The 24,661-nt window shown below is 34.5% G+C and carries 19 protein-coding genes; 4 read left to right on the plus strand and 15 right to left on the minus strand.

The features are described from left to right. Nucleotides 1-5 precede the first annotated feature (5 nt). Together fahA and AAC084_RS10990 are read left to right on the plus strand one after the other, a co-directional pair. Nucleotides 6-1,307: a fumarylacetoacetase gene (gene fahA / locus AAC084_RS10985; protein ID WP_339840227.1), complete on the plus strand. Its 1,302-nt coding sequence runs from the start codon at nucleotides 6-8 to the stop codon at nucleotides 1,305-1,307. 33 nt (nucleotides 1,308-1,340) lie between these two features. Beyond that, nucleotides 1,341-2,231, plus strand: a complete 891-nt coding sequence (locus AAC084_RS10990) for a flavin reductase family protein (protein ID WP_339840229.1) — start codon at nucleotides 1,341-1,343, stop codon at nucleotides 2,229-2,231. Between the two features lies 1 nt (nucleotide 2,232). On the opposite strand, the gene AAC084_RS10995 is transcribed toward AAC084_RS10990, so the two are convergent. The 7 genes from AAC084_RS10995 to AAC084_RS11025 form a co-directional block, all read right to left on the minus strand. After that, entirely contained in the window at nucleotides 2,233-3,105 is an 873-nt protein-coding gene (locus AAC084_RS10995) for a cation diffusion facilitator family transporter (RefSeq protein WP_339840231.1), read from the minus strand. A 78-nt stretch (nucleotides 3,106-3,183) separates the two neighbouring features. After that, nucleotides 3,184-3,726: a DUF5655 domain-containing protein gene (locus AAC084_RS11000; RefSeq protein ID WP_339840232.1), complete on the minus strand. Its 543-nt coding sequence runs from the start codon at nucleotides 3,724-3,726 to the stop codon at nucleotides 3,184-3,186. A 408-nt stretch (nucleotides 3,727-4,134) separates the two neighbouring features. Beyond that, a complete protein-coding gene (locus AAC084_RS11005; RefSeq protein WP_339840233.1) occupies nucleotides 4,135-4,800 on the minus strand; it encodes a response regulator in 666 nt (221 codons plus the stop codon). 3 nt (nucleotides 4,801-4,803) lie between these two features. Then, the gene (locus AAC084_RS11010) at nucleotides 4,804-6,468 is read right to left on the minus strand and encodes an ATP-binding protein (protein WP_339840234.1); all 1,665 of its coding nucleotides are present in this window, start codon (nucleotides 6,466-6,468) and stop codon (nucleotides 4,804-4,806) included. A 199-nt stretch (nucleotides 6,469-6,667) separates the two neighbouring features. Further along, entirely contained in the window at nucleotides 6,668-7,336 is a 669-nt protein-coding gene (locus AAC084_RS11015; protein WP_339840235.1) for a bifunctional 4-hydroxy-2-oxoglutarate aldolase/2-dehydro-3-deoxy-phosphogluconate aldolase, read from the minus strand. Between the two features lie 8 nt (nucleotides 7,337-7,344). Continuing rightward, nucleotides 7,345-8,565 (minus strand): 6-phosphofructokinase, encoded by a 1,221-nt coding sequence (locus tag AAC084_RS11020; protein WP_339840236.1) that lies wholly within the window; start codon nucleotides 8,563-8,565, stop codon nucleotides 7,345-7,347. Between the two features lie 44 nt (nucleotides 8,566-8,609). Then, nucleotides 8,610-9,656, minus strand: coding sequence for a sugar kinase (locus AAC084_RS11025; RefSeq protein ID WP_339840237.1), 1,047 nt, complete (start codon nucleotides 9,654-9,656; stop codon nucleotides 8,610-8,612). 149 nt (nucleotides 9,657-9,805) lie between these two features. Here AAC084_RS11025 and AAC084_RS11030 point away from each other — a divergent pair, with 149 nt between their 5' ends. Continuing rightward, nucleotides 9,806-10,822, plus strand: coding sequence for a LacI family DNA-binding transcriptional regulator (locus AAC084_RS11030; RefSeq protein WP_339840238.1), 1,017 nt, complete (start codon nucleotides 9,806-9,808; stop codon nucleotides 10,820-10,822). A gap of 60 nt (nucleotides 10,823-10,882) precedes the next feature. Here the strand turns inward: AAC084_RS11030 and AAC084_RS11035 are convergent, their stop codons facing one another. The 5 genes from AAC084_RS11035 to AAC084_RS11055 form a co-directional block, all read right to left on the minus strand. Further along, nucleotides 10,883-11,644, minus strand: a complete 762-nt coding sequence (locus AAC084_RS11035; protein WP_339840239.1) for an SDR family NAD(P)-dependent oxidoreductase — start codon at nucleotides 11,642-11,644, stop codon at nucleotides 10,883-10,885. A 34-nt stretch (nucleotides 11,645-11,678) separates the two neighbouring features. Further along, on the minus strand, nucleotides 11,679-12,980 hold the full coding sequence (locus AAC084_RS11040; RefSeq protein WP_339840240.1) for an MFS transporter: 1,302 nt from the start codon (nucleotides 12,978-12,980) through the stop codon (nucleotides 11,679-11,681). Nucleotides 12,981-13,179: 199 nt separating this feature from the next. Then, the gene (locus AAC084_RS11045; RefSeq protein WP_339840241.1) at nucleotides 13,180-13,884 is read right to left on the minus strand and encodes a FadR/GntR family transcriptional regulator; all 705 of its coding nucleotides are present in this window, start codon (nucleotides 13,882-13,884) and stop codon (nucleotides 13,180-13,182) included. Nucleotides 13,885-14,176: 292 nt separating this feature from the next. Beyond that, nucleotides 14,177-15,772, minus strand: a complete 1,596-nt coding sequence (locus tag AAC084_RS11050) for a RagB/SusD family nutrient uptake outer membrane protein (protein ID WP_339840242.1) — start codon at nucleotides 15,770-15,772, stop codon at nucleotides 14,177-14,179. A 25-nt stretch (nucleotides 15,773-15,797) separates the two neighbouring features. Continuing rightward, a complete protein-coding gene (locus AAC084_RS11055; protein ID WP_339840243.1) occupies nucleotides 15,798-18,797 on the minus strand; it encodes a TonB-dependent receptor in 3,000 nt (999 codons plus the stop codon). Between the two features lie 682 nt (nucleotides 18,798-19,479). Between AAC084_RS11055 and AAC084_RS11060 the strand changes: the two genes are divergently transcribed. Beyond that, complete coding sequence (locus AAC084_RS11060; RefSeq protein WP_339840244.1) at nucleotides 19,480-20,574, plus strand: type I phosphomannose isomerase catalytic subunit; 1,095 nt, start codon at nucleotides 19,480-19,482, stop codon at nucleotides 20,572-20,574. 2 nt (nucleotides 20,575-20,576) lie between these two features. On the opposite strand, the gene AAC084_RS11065 is transcribed toward AAC084_RS11060, so the two are convergent. The 3 genes from AAC084_RS11065 to AAC084_RS11075 all read right to left on the minus strand — a co-directional run bounded on the left by AAC084_RS11065 (nucleotide 20,577) and on the right by AAC084_RS11075 (nucleotide 24,572). Continuing rightward, nucleotides 20,577-21,827 carry an Nramp family divalent metal transporter gene (locus AAC084_RS11065; RefSeq protein WP_339840245.1) on the minus strand — a complete coding sequence of 417 codons (1,251 nt, stop codon included), beginning with the start codon at nucleotides 21,825-21,827 and terminating at the stop codon, nucleotides 20,577-20,579. Nucleotides 21,828-21,933: 106 nt separating this feature from the next. Beyond that, entirely contained in the window at nucleotides 21,934-22,308 is a 375-nt protein-coding gene (locus AAC084_RS11070) for a cupin domain-containing protein (protein ID WP_091900582.1), read from the minus strand. 23 nt (nucleotides 22,309-22,331) lie between these two features. After that, a complete protein-coding gene (locus tag AAC084_RS11075; RefSeq protein ID WP_339840246.1) occupies nucleotides 22,332-24,572 on the minus strand; it encodes an alginate lyase family protein in 2,241 nt (746 codons plus the stop codon). Nucleotides 24,573-24,661 lie beyond the last annotated feature (89 nt).

The raw sequence follows: 24,661 nt of genomic DNA on the forward strand, positions 1-24,661 counted from the left end.
AACGTATGAATGTCACCCTAAGCGCAATCGAAGGCAAGGTGGTTAGTATAATTAATGAAACAACAAGAAATTTGACTACACTCAAAACATGGGTTTCAATACCCGATGACTCAGATTTTTCAATTTATAACCTTCCGTTCGGGATTTTTTCCGTGGGTGAAAATGAGCTCAAAGCAGGCATTGCTATTGGAGAACAAATTGTAGCTTTATCAGCTTTAGCAACTTTAGGTTTGCTGGAGGTTGATGCTTCCTATTTTAAGCAATCAACTTTAAACGATTTCATTTCTTTAGGAAAAAGTATAACCAATAAAGTAAGATTGGATGTACAACGCTTATTGGTGTTAGAAAATTCTCCGTTAAAAAATCATCCAGAAGTTTTTGTTTCACAGTCGGATGCAAAAATGCATTTACCAGTACATGTGGGTGATTATACAGATTTTTATTCAAGCATAGAGCATGCTACCAATGTTGGTAAAATGTTCCGTGATCCAGAGAATGCACTTTTACCTAATTGGAGGCATATTCCGGTAGGGTACCATGGTAGGGCATCTTCAATTGTGGTTAGTGGTACTAATATTAACAGACCTATGGGTCAGGTAAAGCCAAATAGCGAAGAATTACCATCGTTCAAACCTTCTGAAAATTTAGATTTTGAATTGGAAATGGGTTTTGTAGTTGGCAAGAGTACCGAATTAGGTGAGCGTGTTTCAACCAAGAATGCAGCTGAACATATATTCGGCTTGGTCTTATTTAATGATTGGTCTGCCCGAGATATTCAAAAATGGGAATATGTGCCTTTAGGTCCATTTTTAGGAAAGAGTTTTGCATCTTCAATGTCACCATGGATTGTCACTCTCGAAGCTTTAGAACCTTTTAAAGTTCAAGGTCCCGAACAAAAACCAGAAGTTCTATCTTATTTACAATATGAAGGTGAGCATAATTATGACATCCAATTAGAAGTTGGCATGTCATCGCCAAACTCTGATGAAAGAATAATCAGTAACTCCAATTTCAAATATATGTATTGGAATATGATGCAGCAATTGGCACACCACACCGTAAACGGTTGTAATCTTAATGTGGGCGATGTAATGGCTTCGGGTACTATTTCAGGGAAAGATGAGAGTTCTTTTGGTTCACTATTAGAAATTTCTTGGGGTGGCAAAAAACCATTTGAACTGAGCGATGGTAGCACGCGGACCTTTATTGAAGATAATGATACCATCACCATGCGAGGTTTTGCAGAAAAAGATGGGATTAAAGTAGGTTTCGGTGAAGTTTCTGGTACCATACTACCAAGTAAGTAAATCGTAAACTTTTAAAATAAGAATAATAATAGCATGTCAAAGAACGAGGAAATCAATTCTATAGATCCAAACAGTATTTCACAACAAGAATTACATGGGTATTTATTATCTGCCGTGGCGCCAAGACCTATTTGTTTTGCTAGTACAATAGATAAGGATGGAAATGTAAATTTGAGTCCGTTCAGTTATTTTAATCTATTTAGTGTGAATCCGCCGATCATGATTTTTTCACCTTCTAGAAGAGGTCGTGACAATACCACCAAACACACATTAGAAAATGTACTTGAGGTAAAAGAAACGGTTATCAATATTGTGAATTATGATATGGTGGAGCAAATGTCTTTATCAAGTACCGAATATGATGACGGTGTAAATGAATTTGTAAAAGCGGGATTCACACAAGTACCAAGCGATAAAGTACAGCCACCAAGAGTAGGGGAAGCCCCAGTTGCTTTTGAATGTGTGGTTGATAAGGTAATCGCTTTAGGTGAGGGTCCGGGTGCAGGTAATTTAGTTTTGGCTAAGGTGGTTCAAATTCATGTGAAGAAAGCTTATTTAGATGCAGAAGGTAATCTAGATACTCCGAAATTGGATTTAGTCGCTCGAATGGGAGGTAATTGGTATTGTAGAGCTAATGGTGATGCACTTTTTGAAATACCTAAACCAATACGTACAAAAGGAATCGGAGTAGATATGCTTCCAGAAGCTGTGCGTAATAGTTCAGTATTAACAGGCAATAATTTAGGTAGATTAGGAAATTTAGAGCAATTACCGACAAAGAGATTAATTGGTGAAATTGCAGAACATGCTGAAGTGAAATCTATTTTAAAAGGTACTAAGAATTCTCGTGAAATTCATAAGTTGGCAAAAAAATGGCTAGAAGAAGGGAAAACGGAAGATGCGTTAGCGTTGTTACATCTATAGCTTAAAGGTCATCAGGTTCAATGTGAATAAGTACATGTCCTAAATTGGGTAATTTTTCTCTTAAATAATCTTTTAAGTGGTGAGCAATATCATGTCCATCAGTTACAGAAATATTACCGTCTACCATAGCATGCAAATCCACATGAAACTTCATACCTGCTTTACGAATAAAACATTTTTCAGTTCCTGTAATTCCGGGGACTTCTAATGATTTTATGCGTATTTCTTCCAAAAGGTCATCATAACGTTGTTCGTCCATTATTTCGCCAAGAGCAGGTCTTAAAATCAAGTAGCTGTTATATAGAATAAAGCCCGATGCAATAAGGGCAGCCCAATCATCTGCAGTTTCATAGCCCTTGCCAAATATTACAGCAATAGAAATACCAATGAATGCCATTACAGAGGTAATAGCATCGCTTCTATGATGCCAAGCATCTGCTTTTAAAGAGGTACTCTGGGTTTCCTCACTTTTTTTAATAACAATTCGGTATGAGATTTCTTTCCATATAATAATTACCCCTAAAACTAGTAAAGTCCAAGCCTTGGGTACCTTATGCGGGGTTTGAATATTCTCAATACTTTCATAAGCGATTACCGTTGCCGAAATAACTAAAAATGCTACAACCAAGAAGGTGATTATCGGTTCTATTTTTCCGTGTCCATACGGGTGATTTTCATCTGCTGGTCGTTCTGCATACTTGAAACCTAAGAGTACTAAAATAGAGGAGAAAATATCGGTAGTTGATTCTATGGCATCTGCTATGAGTGCGTATGAATTTCCGAAAAAACCTGCAAATCCTTTAATTAGGGCCAGACCTATGTTACCAATGATACTGAAATATGTGGTCTTAATGGCCGTTTGTTCGATACTCATAAAGCAAAGGTAGCGGTCTCAGAAATCAATGAATATATTTAAGTATTAAAATTGAGTTATTGGAGATAAAAAAATCAATTAATCAGCTTTTTCATAAGCTTCTTTAAGCCATTCAGTTAATTGATTGTCTGCTTGAGTAACATCGGTTAATTGCACTCTGTGCGTACACATGGTGCCAAAAGGTCCGGAAGACTCTAATCGTGCTGTAGTTGGTTTGTCTTTTATTTTGATACCGAGGTCAATTCTAGTCTTTGTAGCAGGTTTAATTAAGGTAAACTGTGTTTTTCGAATAATGCTCACAGTGGTCTTTTTTGGAGTGATTTTAATGTCATCACCAAATTTTTTCATAACATTTAAAAGTGCTTCGTAAATGGGTGTTAAATTTTCTTTCCCTTTGTACTGTTGGCTTACTAGGTCTGCAGGGGTATTATCTTCCTCTTTAGATAAAGTAACAATAGTATTTGCAAAACGGTGAGTAACAGCGTGTACTTTTTTTAGAAAATTGACAGCTTCAGAATGTTTGGTGAATGATTTTAATTTAAGAACAGATTTCCATTCGTTTAAAGACTTGCCCGTTTTTTCAGGCATATTGTCAATCATAGTTTGAAGTGCCTTGTCCATATTTTTGTGGATTTAAATTTGGATTATCAAATTACAAAAATTAAAAATGTATCTGTTATCAATCCGATAGGTAGGGGAGTTATTGAAAATCATAGGTTAATTACTTTTATGCCAGCGATAGCTAAATATTTCTTAACAGGAGGTTTATGGTAGTGGACAAAGTACTTTAAATATTGCTGTCGATATTCTTGTAGTGGATTAATTCCAGTGCAAGATTAGAGTAAATAAGGCCATACCTACCAAACCGGTTAGTTCCCCCGAAATACCTTTTCAGTAGGATGAACAAAAAAGTATATGATTTAATTAATGGTTAGTACTCATACCTATGTTTTTGAATACTCAAACCTAAGGTCAATATTTGAAATGGTATTACGGATAACCGTAATGAAGCAGTAAACTTGTGATTTTTTATATGAGTCCTAAATCTTTAACAATAGCCACCAAATGAATAGCATTATTGGCATTGAATTGAATACGTAACTTATTCAGCCGTTTTTCTATAGAACTCAAACTGGCAGGAGAGATGTTTTGTTTTTTATATAAAGCGCTGATTTCTTCTTGCGATAATCCTTTACTGAGGTTATCTAAGAGGGAAATATCATAATCATCTATTTCTAATTCATTTTCGCTACTAAATGCATTTGCAACCTCGATAGATAAAAAGTTGTTACCCTTTGCCACTTCAGTTATGGAAGTAGTTAGGTTTTTAAGACCAGATCTGCTCTTACAGACATATCCATCTATGTGGTGTTTATTAAAAAGAGTTCTAACGGATTGTAGCCTATCTTCAACGGAGTAAACAATAACTTTTAATTTAGGAAATTCTGTTTTAATCTTTTCAACCAAAGCGTGACCCGATGGATACTTTTGAGACCGATGGTCAACTTTGAAAGATAAATCGGTAATCACCATTTCAAAAGGATCGTGGTCTAATTCAGCTCTTTTTATTTTTAGATAAGCATCATCACAATACTGTACCTGGTCAATATATGAAACCCCCAATTCAGTCAATAGGGTATGAACACCTTTATTGATGTCTTCCATATCTTCTACAATTAAAATTTTTTTGAACATGCTTTAAATTATTATAGATGCCTTAAAGCCATCGCCTTGCTTAGATTCAAAAATAATAGTTCCTTTTAAAGATGCGATACGGGATTCCGTATGTTGTAGGCCATTTTTTTTAAAAAGGTTACATCCAACACCATTATCTCTATAATTTATATGAATTTTAGACCCTTCTTTATTGAATGCCAGGCTAACGAATGTTGCATTACTATGTTTGCGCATGTTGGTCATGAGCTCCTGTAAAACCCTATAAATAACCGTTTTATTAAGCTCAGGAACTGCTTCCCATTGTATTTTAGAGAGGTTACGGGTTATCACATTTACTTGATTGTTTTTATAGACAAGTAACAAATCACTTAATTGTATACCAAAATCTTGATGAAGGTCTATCGCACTATTTTCTCTAGAAATATCTCTTGTTTTACCATAGATTTTTTCCATTTCATCAATGACTTTGCTATCTATTCCTTGATTATTTTCAAGCGAAGTCATTACTTTGTACATATCGTTGGCTACTTCGTCATGTACTTTTTTGGCAATTCTAGTTTCAGTTTTATAGATTTCTTCAATTTTTGCTTTACGATACCTATTTCTATAAATAAAATAAGAACTAATAAGAATCAATAAAATTGTCAATGCTAGAAATTGATAAGCCAACCGTTTACGTGTTTCTATTTCTTTTAGTAATTGGCTAGCTTGAGTTTTTTTCTGTTCCTCGGCTACATTATATTTTAAAAAAGCATTTTTGTTTTCAGCAATTTGCTTCGCATAAGAGATACTATCGGTCAATTTTTTATATTCATGTATAAGTGGATTTTTATTCATGCGCATTAATAGAGAAATAGCTTCTAGTTTAAAAGAACTACTATTTATTTTATTTGAAAGCATTAATACTTTTTCGGCATAACTTATTGCGGTCGATGTGTCTTTTCTATCCAGATAGTATTCAGCTAAATGCGCATTACTTGCGTGGAGGCCGACAAGACTATTGGCCTTCTCCCTAATTTTTTTTGCTTTTTTTAAATTTTGTAATGCATCAGGTAAGTTGAGTTTAGCTTGTACATAACCTAAATTGTCTAATACCAAGGCTATTTGATAGTTGTCATTTGAGTTTAAGCGTTTTTTGTAGAGTAGGGTGTATATGTGAAGTGCATTCTCGTAGTCGAGCTGGTCTTTATAAATATTTGCTTTATTATTAAGTAAAATAACACTGTCCTTAAATTTAATGGCAATATGTAATGCTTTATTATAAGAATTAATAGCTTCGGAAGGATTGTTAGATGCACCATAAATTCTTCCTAACTGATTGTATAACCCAACTTTAGCATCAATCAATGTGTCTTTTGAAGACATGGATGTAATAAGGTTTAAGGCTTCAACAATATGGTTTTCACTGTTGAAATTGTTTCCGATTTTAAACTCTCCTATAGCTAAAAGGCGTAAATCATTGATGGCACTTAATGTGTCTTTTAAATTTAAATCAGTTTTCTTTTTTTGGATATAAAAATTTATTCCAGAGGGTAGGTCTTTCGGGTATACCGGATTGATAATTGCTTTATGGAAATAATAGGAGCTATCAATAGGTGTTTGTGCTATAGATTGCAAAGGCAATAAAATGAGCCAAGAACTTAAAAGTAAAGTGTTTAAAAGGAATGAAACCTTAGAGTATTTCATTCCTCTAAAGTAGCAACAAAAATTCTATTAATTTTTCAGATTAAGATAGTCTTGTCAAATTAATTTGAGCTTTGGTAAAATTGAAATCGCCTTATAAAATTATTGTCATTTATAATTTTATAAGGCGATTGATGTAATGAAAGATTGATAACTGTAAATACAAAGGAACCATTTAATATTTAGGCTCAAAATAACTTAATTAGCCTCTCAGCCTCTTTATTGTAGCCAAGGTTTCTTTTACCAAGGCTTCTAAACCAGCATAATCTTTATCAGCTAAAATATCTTTGCTAATAAGTTTAGAACCCATACCAACGCAAGTAACTCCGGCATCGAACCATCCTTTTAGGTTAGCCTCATCTGTACTTACACCTCCAGTAGGCATAATGCTCGTCCAAGGTTGCGGACCTTTTATTCCTTTTACGAAACCAGGGCCGTACAGGTCACCAGGGAATAGTTTAACTATTTCACAGCCCATTTCTTCGGCTTTATTGATTTCTGTTAATGAACCACAGCCAGGAGACCATAATACTTTTCTACGGTTACAAACAATTGCGATATCTTCTCTTAAAGAAGGTGTTACTATGAAGTTAGCACCTATTTGCATATAGTATGAAGCAGCTGCAGCATCTGTAATAGATCCAACGCCCATAATCATACCAGGTAGGTTTTTTATTGCATATTTGTTCAACTCAGAAAATACTTCGAAAGCGAAATCGCCACGAGCAGTAAATTCCATTAATCTTGCTCCACCATCGTAACAGGCCTGTAAAATCTTTTTACCTAATTCGATATCTGGATGATAAAACAAAGGAACCATACCAGATTCCTTCATTACATTTGCTACTTCTATTCTTGAATATTGTGCCATGACTGTTATTATTTCTCTATTAATATTTTATTGAAATCGTATTCTGAAGGATTAGGTACATATTGTTTTGCTTTTTCGTAATCCTTCTCACCTAAATAATATAGGTTTTTAAAACAAAGCTGTGCAAATTCAGCATTTATATCTACTAGGCGAGGTGCTATTTTCCCATCTTTATCTTGAATATCAGACAAAAATAAAGGTGTAATTTCCCCTCTTGAGTTTGCGGTTACCATGCAACCACTTTTGTTTTCATCAAATAATTTTTTCACACCTAACCCTAAAACGGTACATAGTGTTAAATCAAAACCTATTGGCCTACAACAACGAAGTTCATAACCAAGTTCAACAGGTCTACTTTTAATATCAATATTAAGCTCCTTCAATTTTTCTTGAACAAGCATATTAAAAATGTGGGCCTTACTAACATTACCTAGCTCTGGGTGACCATGAGCATCGTAAGTAAAACTAATACCACATTTATCTAATTCCGATTTTGACATGTTGTGAAATACACCTTCACTTATTAACGCAACCCCGTATTGAATGTCTTCGATTTTTCGTTTAATCATAGACGAAATTACCATACGTACTACCTTATCAAATGTGATTGATGTACGGTCGAACATTTCGGGAATAATCATCATAGGAAAATGACAACTAGCAGCGATGCCGAAAGCTAAATGACCAGCAGATCTACCCATGGTAGACATTACGAACCAATTTTGACTAGTACGTGCATCTTCATACGTCGTATTACCGATACGTACCCCTTCATCTTTCGCCGAATGAAATCCGAAAGTTGGGTTTCTATCCGGTAGGGGTAAATCATTATCTATTGTCTTTGGAACATGAATATTTGAAATAGAGATTCCTTCATTTTTTAAAAACCCCGTAATCCTGTTGGCAGTTGAAGCGGTATCATCACCACCGATACTTACCAACAGTTTTACATTGTTATCAATAAAAAGGCTAGTGTTTAGCTGCTCATTTTTGGGTTTGAAACGACTCATTATTAAAGTTGAGCCACCTCTACTAAGAATTCTATCTGCATGGAAAAAATCAAATTCCTTGATTTTAGGATTCTTGTCAAATATTCCTTTAAAACCTTCATGAAGCCCTAAAACTCTGTAATCATCTTTTAAAAATGCTTTGGCAACAGTACTGATAACAGTATTGATACCTGGTGCCGGACCACCGCCGCAAAGAATTAATATCGATTTTTTAGACATATGTTAATTTTAAAAGATACTCTAAGTGTTATATATAAGATGATTTATCTAGCAACTCTACCAGACGCGTCTCCGCCCATAAGTTTGTTCACTTCATCAACAGTAACCAAGTTAGCATCGCCCTTGATTGTATGTTTTAAACAAGATGCTGCAACGGCAAAGTCCAATGCATTTTGGTCATCTTCTGGGTATTTTAATAATCCGTAGATCAAACCTCCCATAAACGAATCTCCACCACCAACTCTATCTACGATATCTGTAATTTGGTATTGGCGCGTTTCAAACATTTTTTTACCGTCATATAATACACCTGCCCATGTGTTATGAGAAGCAGAAATAGAACCTCTTAAAGTTGTTATTACTTTTTTGGCTCTTGGAAATTTCTCCATCATTTGCTTACAAACAGATAAGAAAGCTTCAGCTTTAACATCGTGCCCTTGTGTAGTAATATCTAAACCTTCTGGTTTGATATTGAAATGCTTTTCAGCATCTTCTTCGTTTCCTAAAATAACATCACAGTATGCAGTTAAATCAGTCATTACTTTTTCTCTATGTGCATCATCACAGTACGTCCATAATTTAGCTCTATAGTTCAAATCTGTAGAAATAGTAATTCCTTTTTCGCTAGCAGCTTTTACAGCTTCTAAACAAACATTTGCAGCTCCTTGAGAGATAGCTGGTGTAATACCTGTCCAATGAAACCATTCTACACCTTCAAAAACAGCGTCCCAATCAATCATTCCAGATTCTATTTCTGCAATTGCCGAATGTGCTCTATCGTAAACTACTTTACTACCTCTAGATACCGCTCCGGTTTCTAAAAAATAGATACCTAAACGATCTCCTCCGTATACTATTTTATCTACTCCAACGCCTCTTTTACGCATTTCCATCATGGCACATTCACCAATATCATTTTTTGGCAAACGCGTTACAAAATCGACAGGGACACCATAATTAGCTAAAGAAACAGCTACGTTAGATTCTCCTCCTCCGTAAACTACATCAAAATTATTGGCCTGTGAAAACCTTAAAAATCCTTGTGGTGCTAAACGAAGCATAATTTCACCGAATGTTACTACTTTTTTCATGTTGACTATTAAGTTTAATATGTAATGATTTATTATTGTTTAATCGATTAACCAATTCAGGTAAAAAATAACCAAAAAAGACATTTTTTGATTACGTGAATTAAAGTCTTACTTTTGGTTAATCGATTAAACAAATATATATAAAGAAGTTGAATAAAAAAAGAACAACTTTAAAAGACATTGCCAATGTTTTAAGTATTTCAACCGCAGCTGTTTCCAAAGCTTTGAACGATGATACGCGTATAAGCGTAAAAACAAAAAAAGCGGTTAAGCAAGTAGCTAAGGAATTGAACTATCAGCCTAATCATTTGGCAAGTGCGCTTAGAAAAGGGAAAAGTAATTTAGTGGGTGTAATTGTACCTAGAACGAATAGCAGTTTTTTTTCTTCTGTAGTTGAAAACATGGAAGAGGTGCTTAATAAAGCTGGGTATAATATTATTATTACCCAATCTAATGAGTCTTTTGAAAAGGAGTGTAAAAATATTGATACGCTGTTATATACACAAGTAGATGGTATCATTGCTTCAATGGCCAATGAAACGGTAGATTTATCTTATTATGAAAAAATAAAATCCAATGGTATTCCTTTAATTCTGTTTGATAGGGGAGAGAACGATCTAAATGTCGATTATGTTGGTATTAATGACTATGATAGCAGCCATATGATCATTGAACATTTAGTGGCTAAAGGATGTAAACGTATTGCACATATTGGTGGATATAGAAGAACACGAATTTTTAACAATAGAATACGCGGTTATATAGATGCGATAAAAAAACACGATTTGCCCCATGATGATGAGTTATTGATTGAAAGTAGTCTGACTTTAGAAGATGGTAGGCGCCAGATGGAAAAATTATTGGCATTGAAAAATAGACCTGATGCTGTTTATGTAGCAAGTGATTATGCTGCTTTGGGAGCACTACAAATTTTAAAGGAAAAAGATATTAAGGTACCGGAGGAAATTAAATTGGTAGGTTTTGGTAATGAACCTTTCACGTCACTGGTTACTCCTTCTATTACTAGTGTTAGCCAACATAGTGAGCAAATTGGTAGATTGGCGGCGGAAACTTTTTTAAGCTATGTAGAAAAGGATGTTGTTGTTCAATCTTTGAATAAAATAATTTTAGATTCAGAATTGATAATTAGAAGTTCTTCTGAATAAAAAAGCGTTACTGTAATTTACAATAACGCTTTTTTCAATACTTATGTAAAAGTTTTTGTACTAGATTCCTAAAGCTTGACCACCACCAATTTGGATAGTTTCTGCAGTTATGAATGCTGCATCTTTACTTGCAAGGAATGAAACAACACCAGAAACATCTTCTGGTTGACCTAATCTGCCTAACATAATGCTATTTGCCCAAGAAGCAAAAACTTCAGGTTTAGTAGCTTTAATTTGAGCATGAAACGGAGTGTCAATTGTACCTGGTGATACTGCGTTTACTCTAATGCCATATTCAGCAAGATCTTTTGCCAAAGCTCTAGTAATTGCATGTACACCTGCTTTAGATGTACCGTAAATACCAGCACCTGGTCCACCAGCTGTCCATGCGGCATTTGAAGTATAATTGATTATAGATGGATGTTCTCCTTTTTTAAGGAAAGGAATAGCGGCTCTTGATGCGAAAAATGTAGAGTCAAGGTTTAATGCCATTACAGATCTATAGAATTCTGTAGTCATTTCCTCAAATCTTGATCTTCCACCTAGACCACCAGCATTGTTCACCAAGGTATCTATTTTACCATATTTTTCGCCAATTGCTTTTATGTTTTTAGTTACAGCCTCTTCATTTGTAACATCAAAACCATAATATTCGGCTTTAATACCTTGTGCAGAAAGTTCTTTTATTCTTTCAGCTCCAGCTGCGTCATCTATACCATTTAAAATAACGGTATAACCATCTTGGCCTAATCTTTTAGCTACTGCAAAACCTATACCTCCGGTTGCTCCTGTAATTACTGCTACTTTTGCTTCTGTACTCATGTTATATTTAATTTTAATCTATTCTTAATTCAATTTAAATTTCACTTTTTAACGGTTCAATTTTTGGGCATAATATCCAGATACTTGCTAAAGCAATAATAGCCATCGTCGCACCTATTATAAATGCTGGCGCATAATTACCACCCGATGTAAGCCAAGGAACTAAATAAATTAATCCCGCAGCGGTCAACTTAGCAGCCATCCCTGCAATACCTGATAAAGTTCCTACTGTTTTTCCACCGAAAAAATCACTCGGTAACGTTTGAACATTTCCAATGGCTGTTTGAAAACCAAATAAAATAACCGCCATAATTAGTACGGCTGAGGTCGGTCCACCTGGATTTGCCATGGCTAATAAACTAGGCAACATAATTAAGCACCCAATCGTAATCACAATCTTTCTTGTCTTATCAACAGTCCATCCGGCTTTTAAACGATTCTGGGCAAATAACCCACCGAACCAGGCCCCGAGCATGGCTCCTACATAAGGTACCCATCCATAAATACCTATTGTTTTTACATCCATACCATAAACTTCATTAAGGTATATAGGAATCCATACAACAAATAACCACCAAATAGGGTCGATAGCTGCTGAGGCTATAATAACACCCCAGCTTTGTTTGTGAGATAATAGTTTTGCGGTATCTGGATTATAACCTTCATCATGTGTACCATCTTTATCTATATCCTGATTTTGCTGACCAGTTAAAATGTACTTACGTTCCTCGTCTGAAATCCAAGGGTGCTTTTTTGGTGGCGCTTTAACTAAAATCAGCCATGGTATTAACCATAACAAGCCCAAAAGTCCAACTAAAACAAAAATCATTTGCCAGCTAAAATAAACGGTCATAAATGCAATAGCCGGAATGGCAATAATACCTCCGATTGCAGCACCCGAATTAAAAAGACCTTGTGCAAATGCACGCTCTTCTGTCGGAAACCACTCTGCATTTGCTTTGGCTGCACCTGGCCAGTTACCTGCTTCTGCTATTCCTAAGATTGTACGAAAAAATCCAAAACTTAATACTCCTTGTGCTAATGCATGAAGTGCAGTTGCGATAGACCAAACACCTATAGATAAAGCAAAACCAAGACGTGTCCCTATCCAATCAAGAATCTTCCCAAAAATAGCTTGACCAAAAGCATAAGCGAACATGAAAACAACTGAGATAGTTGCAAAAATTCCTTTACGTTCATCATTTGTACTATCTGGAAATAAATCTTGGGCAATATCTGGCCAAAGTACACCAATTGATTGGCGATCTATATAATTGATAACCGTCGCTAATGCTATTAATGCTATAACCCACCATCTTAAACCTTTAACTTTCATATTATTTTGTCTTTTGGTTATTGCTTGGTTTTTAAATTGACATTAGTCTTGAAAAGGATTTAAAATTTTAAAGAAGCAGATTTATACTGACCTTTTAATAACCTTAAAAGTCTAAACAGATTTTTAAATTTTGTAACCTAGTTTTTAATTCTTTAATCAGTTTTAGGAGGATAATTGAGCGAGGGTTTATCTTCCTATTCTATTTTACATTGTAGCAATATTGATAAAGTGCATTGAAGTGTATCTTCATCATTTCTTTTGCCTTTTGTGTATTTTGTTCTTTTATAGCTTCAAAAATATTTTGATGTTCTTGTATACCTTTCAAGCTTTGATCCTTATCGCAAACATGGTATTTTTCGAAATTATTTATAATTTCGGGTGTAATGATTAACATCATTCTATTTATGGTGCTATTTCTACTTGCTTGCGCAATGGCCAAATGAAAAAGTAAATCTTCTTGTACTGCATCTTGGTTATTCAAAACTTTCTCTTTGTAAGACTCTAATGCTGATTCCATTTTTTCTAAGTCGGCGTCAGTTCTTCTTTGTGCAGCCAATCTAACAGTTTTAAGCTCAAGAAGAATTCTAGTTTCAACTAACGACTTAAAATCAGGGTCTTCTAAACGCAGAATATCCTCCATTATACCATTCATGGCTACTTGTCCAATTTCTGCTATGAATGTTCCACTTTGTGGTTTAGATATTAAAATTCCATAAAATTCTAATTTTTGTATTGCTTCACGTACATTACCTCTGCTTACTCCGAATTTTTCCGACAACATACGTTCGGAAGGCAGTTTGTCACCAGGTTCTAGATTTTTAAAATTTATTAAATCTCGAATTTTAGATATAATATCGTTGTGAAGTTTTTGATTTTCATTGCTTGTGAGGATTTCTAACTTCATACGCTAAATTACTTAAGATTAAATTGGTTAACCAGATTGGTTTTTCAAATTTAAGAAAATAACTTTCTTAATAAATATTTCATTGGTTTAAATACAATTTACTAGTTTGAATGTCTACTATTAAAGATGTACTGACTTGCAAAACAAGCCAGTAATCTTAAAAAACCAACTCAAACAACTTTCTTCAATCAAATATTTTAATTTTTGTCACTGGTTATATTTAAAGTTAAGCCTTGGGGGTCTACACTTGGTAAAATCCAAGGGCTATAACTCAATTTAATAAGTATTAAGCTTAATACCCTGGGTTCTGTGATAGGTTAGGGTTTATGATTATTTCAGATTGAGGTATTGGAAATAGATAATCGCGACCTGGGTCAAATGATTTTGGTCCTGGTCCAACTCCTGATTCTGTAGATACTTCTGATTCTAATCCATTAGAACCAAATACGTCATTCCCTAATTTTCTTCTAGCAATGTCGTACCACCTTTTCATCTCATAAGCAAATTCTAATCTACGTTCTTCTAAGATTCTAGTTCTGAAATCTCCTTGAGATAGACCAGAAAAATCAGCAGGTATAGTGCTTGGAGCAATAGTTACTTCGGCACCATTAGCCCAAGATATTCCACCAGCTCTAGATCTGGCCATTACTCTATTTACCCAAGTTTCTGCATCACCCGTTTGTCCTATTTCATTTGCAGCTTCAGCCCCAATCATTAAAACTTCTGCATAACGCATCATCATATAATTAGAATGTGATGATCTACCATTACCATCTTGTTGTGGTAATTTACTGGCCATACGTGTGTATTTAGCAACATGTGGGCGATTTACAGCTCTACCATCTGCATCGGTATAGTTGGTATAAGGTACTACTTCGCCGTCTTGAACTGCAGTCGCATCAAAAGTAACCGCTCTTCTATAATCTTGGTCATCCCATGTCGTAAAAACTTTGAGAGCGGGAACCTCTACAGACCATCCGCCTCCCATGTCATACTGATCATCGGATCTGATTCCTGTAAATGCTACTTGATAATCTCTGCCTTGATCTCCATCAGAAACACCAGTAAAATCTAGCACAAAAATTGGTTCTAAAGATTCATCAATTTTAATGGCATCATACAGATCTTGAAAATTTGGTTCTAAACCTAAATTGTAAGTCCCTTCATTATTAATAATTTCTTTAGCTTCATTATATGATTTTTGCCATTCTTCCATAGTCAAATAAACCAATGCTAAATAAGCACTCGCTGCTGATTTTGCAGGTAAAGCTCTAGAGGATTGTGTATTTGGTAAATTTGCTTTAGCAAATTCAAAATCTGCAATGATATTTTCATAAACTGTAGCAGCTGGAGTTCTTTCAGCAACGGCAGCTTCTGATAATACTGTTGTATCATCTAAATAAGGAATATCTCCAAATTGCCTAACTAGATGAAAATATGCAAATGCTCTAGCAAAACGAGCTCTTGCAATAACTTCATTTCTTTCAGCTTCATCAACATTTGTTAATGATAATCCAGATTTAACAGCCTCATTTGCAGCACCAATTATTTGGTAAACTTTAGGCCAATAAACGTTTGAACCACCAGCAATTAATCCATTATCAGCTTGAACAGTAAAGTTATCATGATCAATTCTCTCTTGTGCACCTGTTCTACCAATTGCCATCATGTCGCTACGGAACATAAGAGCTTGCGTCATTTCTCTAGACATAAAGTTTCTGTGTACCATATTGGCATAAGATCCAGCTACGAAACCTTCAACTTCTGTTAAACTCAATGCGCTGAAATAACTATCAGGACTTAATTCGGTAATTGGATCTTCTTCTAAGTCTGAACATCCTATCATTGATAAACCTATCAATAAGAATAAATATTTATATGTTTTCATACTATATATGTTTTTAAATTATTGATTAAAATTTTAAATTAAGTGCGAAATTCACAGATCTAACAGTTGGATAGTTACCAAAATCATGTCCTGAAACAACATTACCTGATCCTGTGCTTCCTCCTCCGCTACCAAAGTAACTTACTTCAGGATCTAAACCGGTGTACTTCGTGAAAGTCAACAAGTTTTGTGCACTAATAGATAATCTAAGGTTATCCATTCCTAATTTTTCAACTAAATCTGATGGAAAAGTATATCCTAAAGCAATATTCTTTAATCTGATATAACTACCATCTTCTACGAAACGAGAAGAAATTTCTCTATCTCGAATTTTATTTGAAGGTATATTGGTATCCGTATTTGTTGGTGACCAAGCATTGAATGCATCAGAAATAGTATTTGAATCACCATTAAATAATTGCACATTGGTAAGATTTAAAATATCACCACCTTGTGAACCTTGGAAGAAGATATTTAAATCCAAGTTTTTATATCTAAAGTTATTGGTAAAACCAAAAGTGAAATCAGGGTTTGGGTCTCCCATAATTTTTTGATCACCTGTATCTATTTCACCGCTTCCGTCTACATCTGTGAATAATGGATCGCCTGCCTCAGAGAATGATCCTTTAAGGGCAGTACCTGCTGGCAAATCGCCACCTTGGTAAACACCTTGATATTCTAATCCCCAAAATAGACCAATAGCTTCACCTTCTCTTAAAATATAGGTGTCTTTACCAGAGAAATATCCTGGAGCAGCGCTATCAATGATGTCTCCATTATTTAGTGAAATCACTTCATTTTTGTTGGTAGCCAAATTAAAATCTGTAGTCCAACTAAAATTCTCTTTACTTATATTTCTAGTACTTAAAGTAACTTCAAATCCTTTATTATTAATTTGTCCTACGTTAGAGAAAACTTCTAAATCAGATGCACCACTATAGGCTGGAGACGTTGCAGTTTCTAATAAAAGGTCTTTAGTGTCTATGTTGTAGTAATCTAATGAAAGTGAAATTTTATTATTGAACAAGCCTAAGTCTAAACCTACGTTTGTTTGATATGAAGATTCCCATTTTAAATCTGGATTAGCTTCTTGAGAAACCGAAACAGCAGGATCTGTCTCTATAGCAGTTGCAGGTGTTACTGCCAACTCTGCTAAAGACTGATAAGGAGAAATTGCTTGATTACCAGTTACACCATAACTACCTCTTAGTTTTAAGTTAGAAATGGTTTCGCTATCTTTTAAGAAGTTTTCATTCGATATTTTCCAACCTAAAGCACCTGAAGGGAAAATAGCATATTTTTCGTTTTCAGCAAAGTTAGATGCACCATCACGTCTTACTGTAGCTGTGAATAAATATTTATCATCATATTCATAATTCAATCTTCCGAATTGTGATTGGATTTCAGATTCTGAAAAAGATGAAGTAACTCTTCGCGTCTGAACTTGCCCTGCCGCTAAATTGTAGAAAAGAAAATCATCAGAAAGAAGTTCTTGCGTAAGTGCAGAAAATCTAATTGTATTTGTTTTCTGATATGAATAACCTCCTAGTAAAGTTAAATTACCTTTTCCTATTGCAGCATTGTACGTTAAGTAATTCTCACTTAAAAGATTTGTCGTTCTTCTATTTGCTAAACTTGCAAACCCTGTAGAAAGTTGAAAAGTTTGTGGTTTAAAAGACCCCACAGTTTCGTTAAGAGTACTATAACCCAACGTAGTTTTAAAAGCTAGGTTGTCTAAGATATCATAATTTGCATATAAGTTTGTTCTGTACCTATCTGTTTTAGTTTCGTTTATTATCTCATTTGCAACGGCAAATGGATTTTCAACACCATCTCCAACAGAGTTTTGTGTAAAGTCACCGTCCTCATCATAAATTCCTCTATCTGGTGTAAATCTAAACGCTAATGATATAACATCATCACCGCCACCATTTGCAGTTTCACCAGTTGATTGAGTAAGAACTCCATTTTTAGTTCCTCTACTACCAAAAAGATTCATACCTAACTTTAACTTATCAGTTACTTGAGCATCAATATTTGACAAGAAAGTAAGTTTCTCAAAATCAGAATTTGTTACTATACCATCTTGCTTAAAATAATTTGCTGAAGCATAAAAGTTTATGCTTTCACTACCACCAGAAAAAGAAAATTGATGATTTGCAGTACTACCTGTTGTATAAATTACATCTTGCCAATCTGTGTTCGCAGGACCTTGTTCATAAGCCGGGTTTATTATTTGTTGATATCTTGCGAATTCATCTGCATTTAAAAGGTCTAATCTATTCGCTGTGTTTTGAACAGAATAATTAGTATTTACTTCTACTGTTAATTTTCCGCTTCTACCTTTTTTTGTAGTTACCAATACAACTCCACCAGAACCTCTAGAACCATAAATAGCAGTTGCAGAAGCATCTTTAAGTACTTCTATTGATTCAATGTCATTTGGTTGAGGCATCGTAGCACCTACAAAACCATCAACAACAACAAGTGGTCCACTACTTGCCCCAATAGAAGTATTACCTCTGACCTTTATAGCGATAGGAGCACCAGGCTCACCACCATTGTTAGATTGAACTACTACACCAGCTGCACGACCTTGAAGCGCTTGTTCTGCACTTGCTAAAGGAAAAGCATTTAATTCTTCAGATTTAACTGAAGAAACAGCCCCTGTAATATCACTCTTTTTCTGAGAACCATAACCTACAACAACAACCTCTTCAAGTTGGCTGGCATCTTCGCTTAAAGTTACATTCAATGTTTGTTGACCAGTAATATTTACCGATTTACTAGAGAACCCTATAGAAGAGAATTCTAATACATCGCCGTTTTTTACATTAATAGAAAAATTACCATCAAAATCTGTTGATGTTCCTGTTGTAGTATTTTGAATAATAACATTAGCTCCAGGAACCGGCATGTTAGTATCGTCGATTACCGTACCGGTTAAAGTATAACCGTCTTGCGCAAATAATGATATATTGAGTAACAATACCATCGTTAGTGTTAATCTAGTTTTTAAATTCATTTGTAGTCTTGTTATGTTAATTAAGTTGACATTGTTATGTCAGTTTAAAGCATTTTGAAATGAAATCGAGTTTTATCTCATTTCCTCTTATTTTCTAGTAATTTTTTACTTTCTAATTTTATGTAGTAACTCTTGTTGTTTAAGAAAGTTTTTTACTGTCAAATAGTACATGTTGTTAATAATTCTCACTTCAGAGAAGTAGTTTGTTTAATGAATAGGAATTTACCCCATCCTGTTTAATTGTTAATCTTAATTTTTAATCATTGAGTTTGTATTAAGTTAAGTTCGATGTTAAGTTGAGTTTTATTGAATTTTTGGTTTTCCAAACTGGTTATCCAATTTGGTTTACCAAATATATGTTATTTATTCGTTAAAAAAAGTGATTTTTGCATTTTAACAACTTTTGACCGTATTAAATTTTAGAATTTACCTCGTAGACCCTTTGAATATTAAGAATATGATATATAATTAACAATTTGACAATTTGCGATGATATAAAAAATAGCACGCTATACGGACCTATTTTTCCTTTCAAATCATATATTAATACTTAAATTTGAATGGTTTTCCTCACTATATTTTCAATAATCTTCTAATTTGGATTAGTAACAGGTTGATATAAAACAGCTTATATCTGTTTGTTTACAAATTAATTTATCGAACTATTTAAATAAAAAAAAGAATGAAAATTGATTTAGAAAAATATGCATATGTGCCGTTAAAACAATTTTCAAATCGTGTTTGGCGTACATATGAAGGCGGGGCATTAATAGATAGATGGAAAAAGGATTCGCCAGAAGTTGACGGTAGTATGCCTGAAGAATGGATTATGTCTACCGTAACTGCGCGAGGAAATGGAAGACCAGAGAATGAAGGGTTATCTTTAGTTGAAACCCCTTCAGGAACACATTCGCTCAAAGAACTTGTTGCTTCCAATAAGGAACTGTATTTAGGTAAGAAACTTGCGGATAAGTTTGGAACAACAGGTGTACTAATAAAGATGCTTGATTCTAAAGAACGTCTAACTATTCAAGTACACCCAGATAAAGAATATGCACGTACTATGTTGAATTCAGCCTTTGGAAAAACAGAATCTTGGTATGTATTGAATAAGCGTGAGGTAAATGGCGAAAAGAGCGTTATTTACATGGGCTTTAAGGAGGGTGTTACGCGAGAACAATGGGAAACACTCTTTGTTGATCAGGATATTGAGGGCATGTTAAACTGTCTGCATAAAATAGAGGTGAATCCGGGAGATGCTTATATGATTTATGGCGGTGTGCCCCATGCTATTGGTAGTGGTTGCTTTTTAATGGAAGTTCAAGAGCCTACAGATTATACAATGCGTGTAGAAAAGATTACACCTGCGGGATTAAAAATTTCTGATGAATTGATACATCAAGGGGTGGGGGAACAAAATATGCTAAAATGTTTTCATTATGATGGCTGCTCTTATGATGAGGCCATAAGAAGATGGAAGGTTTCTCCTAAAACAATAGATTCTTCGGACACCCATACCTTAAATTCAATTTTTAACGAGGCTCATACAGATTGTTTTGGTTTAAGTGAGCTAGATTTAGATGGTGAATATTCTATCAAAGCCAATGGCAGCTTCTTTGTTGCCGTAATTTATTTTGGAGAGGGAAGCATTAAATGTGGAGGAAAAGAATATAGTTTTTCTCAAGGTGATGAAATATTCTTTTCTGCTGCAATTGATGAGGTTGTTTTTAAAACCAAAATTGAATCGAAAATATTATTATGTTATCCTCCAAAATAATATTAGATAAAATCAATAAATCCGTTTAAGGCAACATACAGCATATAGCAGTTAAATATAAAAGTGGCGCCTAATGCAAGGTTCATTCCAAGACCTATTTTGTGTTCTTTCATAACACTTTCTTTGTTTAAAAGGATAAGTAGAAAGAGTGTAATTAACGGCATTACGAACGGACTCAATGCTTGAGAAGCAATTAGGATCCAAACTGGTTTTCCTCCTAAAATAGGAACAATTAAACCAGATAGCGCTACTAAAACAACAATAAGTTTGTATAACGGTTTTTTCATGTCACGTTCTGTACCTGTATAATCTGCAACTAACCAAGGAAAGAGGAGTAGGTTAGGGAAAATTGATGATAATCCTGCACCAATAATTCCCAAGGTAAAAAGAGTAAGTGCAAAATCCCCTGCCCACGGTCCTAAAGCGTGCATCATATCTGTAGCATCATCTACAGGAGCACCTTTAAAATAAAGAGTGCCTGTTGCACTGATCATTATGGCAAGACTAATTAAAAAGGTCATGACCATTGATGACATAGCATCTTTGTTTTCGGTCTTTAAATCTTTTAATCCCCAGTTTTGTTCTTGTACCAAAATACTTCTAGAGGCTAAACAAACACCAGCCATAGTAGTACCAACGATACCGGCAATTACCAATCCGTTATTATCACCTTTAGGTAACTCTGGGAAAAATTCGGCAATTGAGGTGCCTGCTTCTTTTACGACCATAAAGCTGGTAATGATAAAAGCTAGGGCCATAAAGCCTACCATAATACTCATGGCCTTTATAAAATTTTCGTGTTTACCGGTCCAAAATAAACCGATAAGTAATGCGATAAAAAAGATAGAAACAATAGGTCCGTTAAGAAATGAAATGGAAGTTTTTACTGAAATCCATTCCATAGTTACTTCGGCAACAACCCCCATAACACCTATGCATGAAGAAACTATTGATACGAGTAATGCGGTGATAATAAAAATGGTGAGCGGTTTCCCAAATGTTTTTTTAAAATTGAACATTAAGGTGTCTCCGGAAACTATGGTCAATTTACTAATTGACACTAGTAAGAAGTATGTAAAAAAGCAAGAGAGTAGAAGTGCCCATGAAAGGCTAAGGCCGTACTTAGCACCAGAAACTACCATAGAGGTTACACTACCTGTGCCTACAACGTAGCCGATAATAAAAAATGCTGGACCAAAATTCTTAAGACTCCTTTTAAATTTTCCTGTAATGGATATATTTTCCGTTGTCATAATTGTTGGTCCAGCATTAAAAATGTTATTAAAATAATATTTACTTCATGAAATATTTTCGAATTGAAATACAACCATTAAAATTATAGTAATGGTTGATAGTTATCTATTCTTTATCTCCGAAATAAGATACCGCACCTCCGCTTAAGAAATCTTCTCTTACAGGGCTAAAAGTGTCAATTAGCATACCTTCTTCTAAGCAAACGGCACTATGTAGTAAATTAGGTTCTATATAAACTCCGTCACCTGCTTCTACAATTTGCTTTACCCCATCAATTTCAAATTCAAATTTACCTGAAACACAATAAGTAGCCTGAGTATGAAAATGTTGATGTGGGGCACCTAATGCTCCTTTGTCAAATTTTACTTTCACCATCATGATTTGATTATCGTAACCTAAAAACTTTCGTGATACTCCTCCTCCAAGTTTTTCCCATTCCATATCTTTTGAAATGACGTACTTTTCACTAAATCGCTTCATTTTTTTATTGTTTTAATATTAGTTTAATTGTAATAATAAGAACCCGTCCAAGTGTAGTCCTTATCGTTTGTTTTCAAAGTATGCTTCGCTTCTTTAGAAGCATTATTATTTGCTAGAATAAGCAATTTATTATTACCATTTATTGTAGTAATTGAAATAGCTGTATAATCCACTGTATCTAAAATCACTTTTAAATCTGTAATGTTGCTTTTAGAGTTCACCGCAGATTCTGAGACTGGACTATAGCTCCCATGTGCTTCTATCGCCGAAACAAACAGCGTGTTTTTAGAATCCTTTCTGCGAATAATAAAGCCTGCCTCTCTTCTTAAATTAAATTCTGGGTCGTTGGCTCCTATTCTTACAAATCGTAGTTCATCATCTTTTAAAGTTGCAGATGTTAGGGTGTAGAACCTCCCTTTTTCTAGCCAACTTAATTTGGTGTTTTCACTTGTTGTATTTCCACAACCTTCTGACCATAAATGTTGATATCCATTATCTTTTCCTAAAGGTTCTAGCGTTTTAGGAACTTCATATTCAAAATTAGTGTTCAATACTTGTCCCATGAAATAAAAGGGTAAATCGTATTGATTTGCACTGTCAGATTTGACTTTAAGAATGTCAAGCATGAATGGTTTTTCAAAATCTTCGTCTTTGATAATTGCCATAGTTCTATGCATTTCCGTTCCCGGATACGCATTCGTTTCCTTTGCACTTACTAATTGTACGTCGGCATTAGAAACCTCAAAAAGATATAAATCTGGATGATACTTACTTCCAATATCGTATTTACCTTGGTAATGAGACTTCTCATTCTGCACTAGTGTGTTATGGGCAATGGTTTGTTTTGCCCAAGTTTTATTTTCCTTTAAATAGTTACCGCCACCTTTTTGCTCAATATTTACAAAACGGGCTAAACCGTAATCTTGTAGTACTTCATCTCCATTATCGTAGAATGAATAGGATAACTTATCATAATGACCGTGACTTGATCCTTGAGAAGCATATTTAAAAACAAGCTCTAAATCATGGCTACGTAATATACCAACACCACCTTGGGTACCATCTGGTCCGTCGGATAAGTTGATTGATTTTTTGTCGAATGGTTTTGCTTCTCCATTTTGTATACCAAGAGCAACTGCCAAACCAGAATCGTCTAATAAGACTTTGTTTTGTTTTGCTGCAATACTTAATAACCCTGGATCTTGGTTTCCAAAATAATAAGAAATATCTACAGCTGTAACTAAAGCATCATTATAATAGGACATTCCTTTTTGACCGTCATTAAGTGGAAAGAAATCGCCATCTGCATCAGATAAATTTAAAAGTGCATTGATCGATTTTAAAAGGACGCCATCTTTGTATTCAAAAATTTTCAGTTCAGGTTTTACGTTGTGTAGCCCTTCAGCAAAAATCAAAAAAGGATACATAGCATAACGTTGGTAATAAGGACCTTCATTATAATACCCATCTGGTGAAAAAGGTTCTTCTATATTAGCTAAAAACCCTGCTTTCCCATCTTTATTCAAAAAACCACCATCATCATCTTTAGCGGTTTTATCTAAATTCACCCCTTTTATGCCGTATAGCGCACGATCAATTAATTCTTTGTCGTTCATCACTAAACCAATCATACCAACAGCGGCATTGCCCCATGTACTGTGATTGTGAACTCTTTGGTAAAATTGCGGACTGTCAACTGAAATATGATCGGCAAATGGTCTAAAAAGATTTTTTTCTAACTTTTTTCTTTCGACCTTACTTAAGTAATTAAAGATGCAATCGTAAGCTTGGCTAACGTAAACCAACCAGTTAGAATCATTTAAACATTGCCAAAATAATTTACCTCTGGCATAAGATCTAGTTTTTGGATGCAGCGGTAATGTTTTGTACATACCCTCATATTGCATTAGCATGTCTTTTACATACTTCGCATACTTTTCATCATCCAATATTTGATATAGAACACCAGCTTGTTGCATTACTACCATGTTACGCTTATGACGTGCATGTGTGTAGCCACCAGAATAATCTTTTGGAATAGGTGTATCTATACCTAAAGCCATTTCTGCGTCTACTTCTTCTTTTAATTTTTGAAGTGAAGCATCAAATAGAGGAACATTACCTAATTGCGCTCTGATTTTTTCTACCCCAGCCTTGGTTAAAATAAGGTTAGGATGTTCTTGAGCTTGAATGATTAGAGGGCAAATGCTTATAAATAAACATGTGATAGTTATTATTGCCCAGTTGATTCTTTTTATATTCATTCTTTTAATTTGCTATTCAAAAATCATTTGAAAACTATATCTCTTTTCTGAAAACTATTTTACTTCAGAAGGTGGAAACAAATGAGTTT

This window comes from uncultured Maribacter sp., from assembly GCF_963977385.1.
Lineage (GTDB): Bacteria > Bacteroidota > Bacteroidia > Flavobacteriales > Flavobacteriaceae > Maribacter.

Coding starts and splice junctions, on each gene's coding strand:
- fahA (WP_339840227.1), top strand. CDS start 6: ATGAATGTCACCCTAAGCGCAATCGAAGGCAAGGTGGTTAGTATAATT.
- AAC084_RS10990 (WP_339840229.1), top strand. CDS start 1,341: ATGTCAAAGAACGAGGAAATCAATTCTATAGATCCAAACAGTATTTCA.
- AAC084_RS10995 (WP_339840231.1), bottom strand. CDS start 3,105: ATGAGTATCGAACAAACGGCCATTAAGACCACATATTTCAGTATCATT.
- AAC084_RS11000 (WP_339840232.1), bottom strand. CDS start 3,726: ATGGACAAGGCACTTCAAACTATGATTGACAATATGCCTGAAAAAACG.
- AAC084_RS11005 (WP_339840233.1), bottom strand. CDS start 4,800: ATGTTCAAAAAAATTTTAATTGTAGAAGATATGGAAGACATCAATAAA.
- AAC084_RS11010 (WP_339840234.1), bottom strand. CDS start 6,468: ATGAAATACTCTAAGGTTTCATTCCTTTTAAACACTTTACTTTTAAGT.
- AAC084_RS11015 (WP_339840235.1), bottom strand. CDS start 7,336: ATGGCACAATATTCAAGAATAGAAGTAGCAAATGTAATGAAGGAATCT.
- AAC084_RS11020 (WP_339840236.1), bottom strand. CDS start 8,565: ATGTCTAAAAAATCGATATTAATTCTTTGCGGCGGTGGTCCGGCACCA.
- AAC084_RS11025 (WP_339840237.1), bottom strand. CDS start 9,656: ATGAAAAAAGTAGTAACATTCGGTGAAATTATGCTTCGTTTAGCACCA.
- AAC084_RS11035 (WP_339840239.1), bottom strand. CDS start 11,644: ATGAGTACAGAAGCAAAAGTAGCAGTAATTACAGGAGCAACCGGAGGT.
- AAC084_RS11040 (WP_339840240.1), bottom strand. CDS start 12,980: ATGAAAGTTAAAGGTTTAAGATGGTGGGTTATAGCATTAATAGCATTA.
- AAC084_RS11045 (WP_339840241.1), bottom strand. CDS start 13,884: ATGAAGTTAGAAATCCTCACAAGCAATGAAAATCAAAAACTTCACAAC.
- AAC084_RS11050 (WP_339840242.1), bottom strand. CDS start 15,772: ATGAAAACATATAAATATTTATTCTTATTGATAGGTTTATCAATGATA.
- AAC084_RS11055 (WP_339840243.1), bottom strand. CDS start 18,797: ATGAATTTAAAAACTAGATTAACACTAACGATGGTATTGTTACTCAAT.
- AAC084_RS11060 (WP_339840244.1), top strand. CDS start 19,480: ATGAAAATTGATTTAGAAAAATATGCATATGTGCCGTTAAAACAATTT.
- AAC084_RS11065 (WP_339840245.1), bottom strand. CDS start 21,827: ATGACAACGGAAAATATATCCATTACAGGAAAATTTAAAAGGAGTCTT.
- AAC084_RS11070 (WP_091900582.1), bottom strand. CDS start 22,308: ATGAAGCGATTTAGTGAAAAGTACGTCATTTCAAAAGATATGGAATGG.
- AAC084_RS11075 (WP_339840246.1), bottom strand. CDS start 24,572: ATGAATATAAAAAGAATCAACTGGGCAATAATAACTATCACATGTTTA.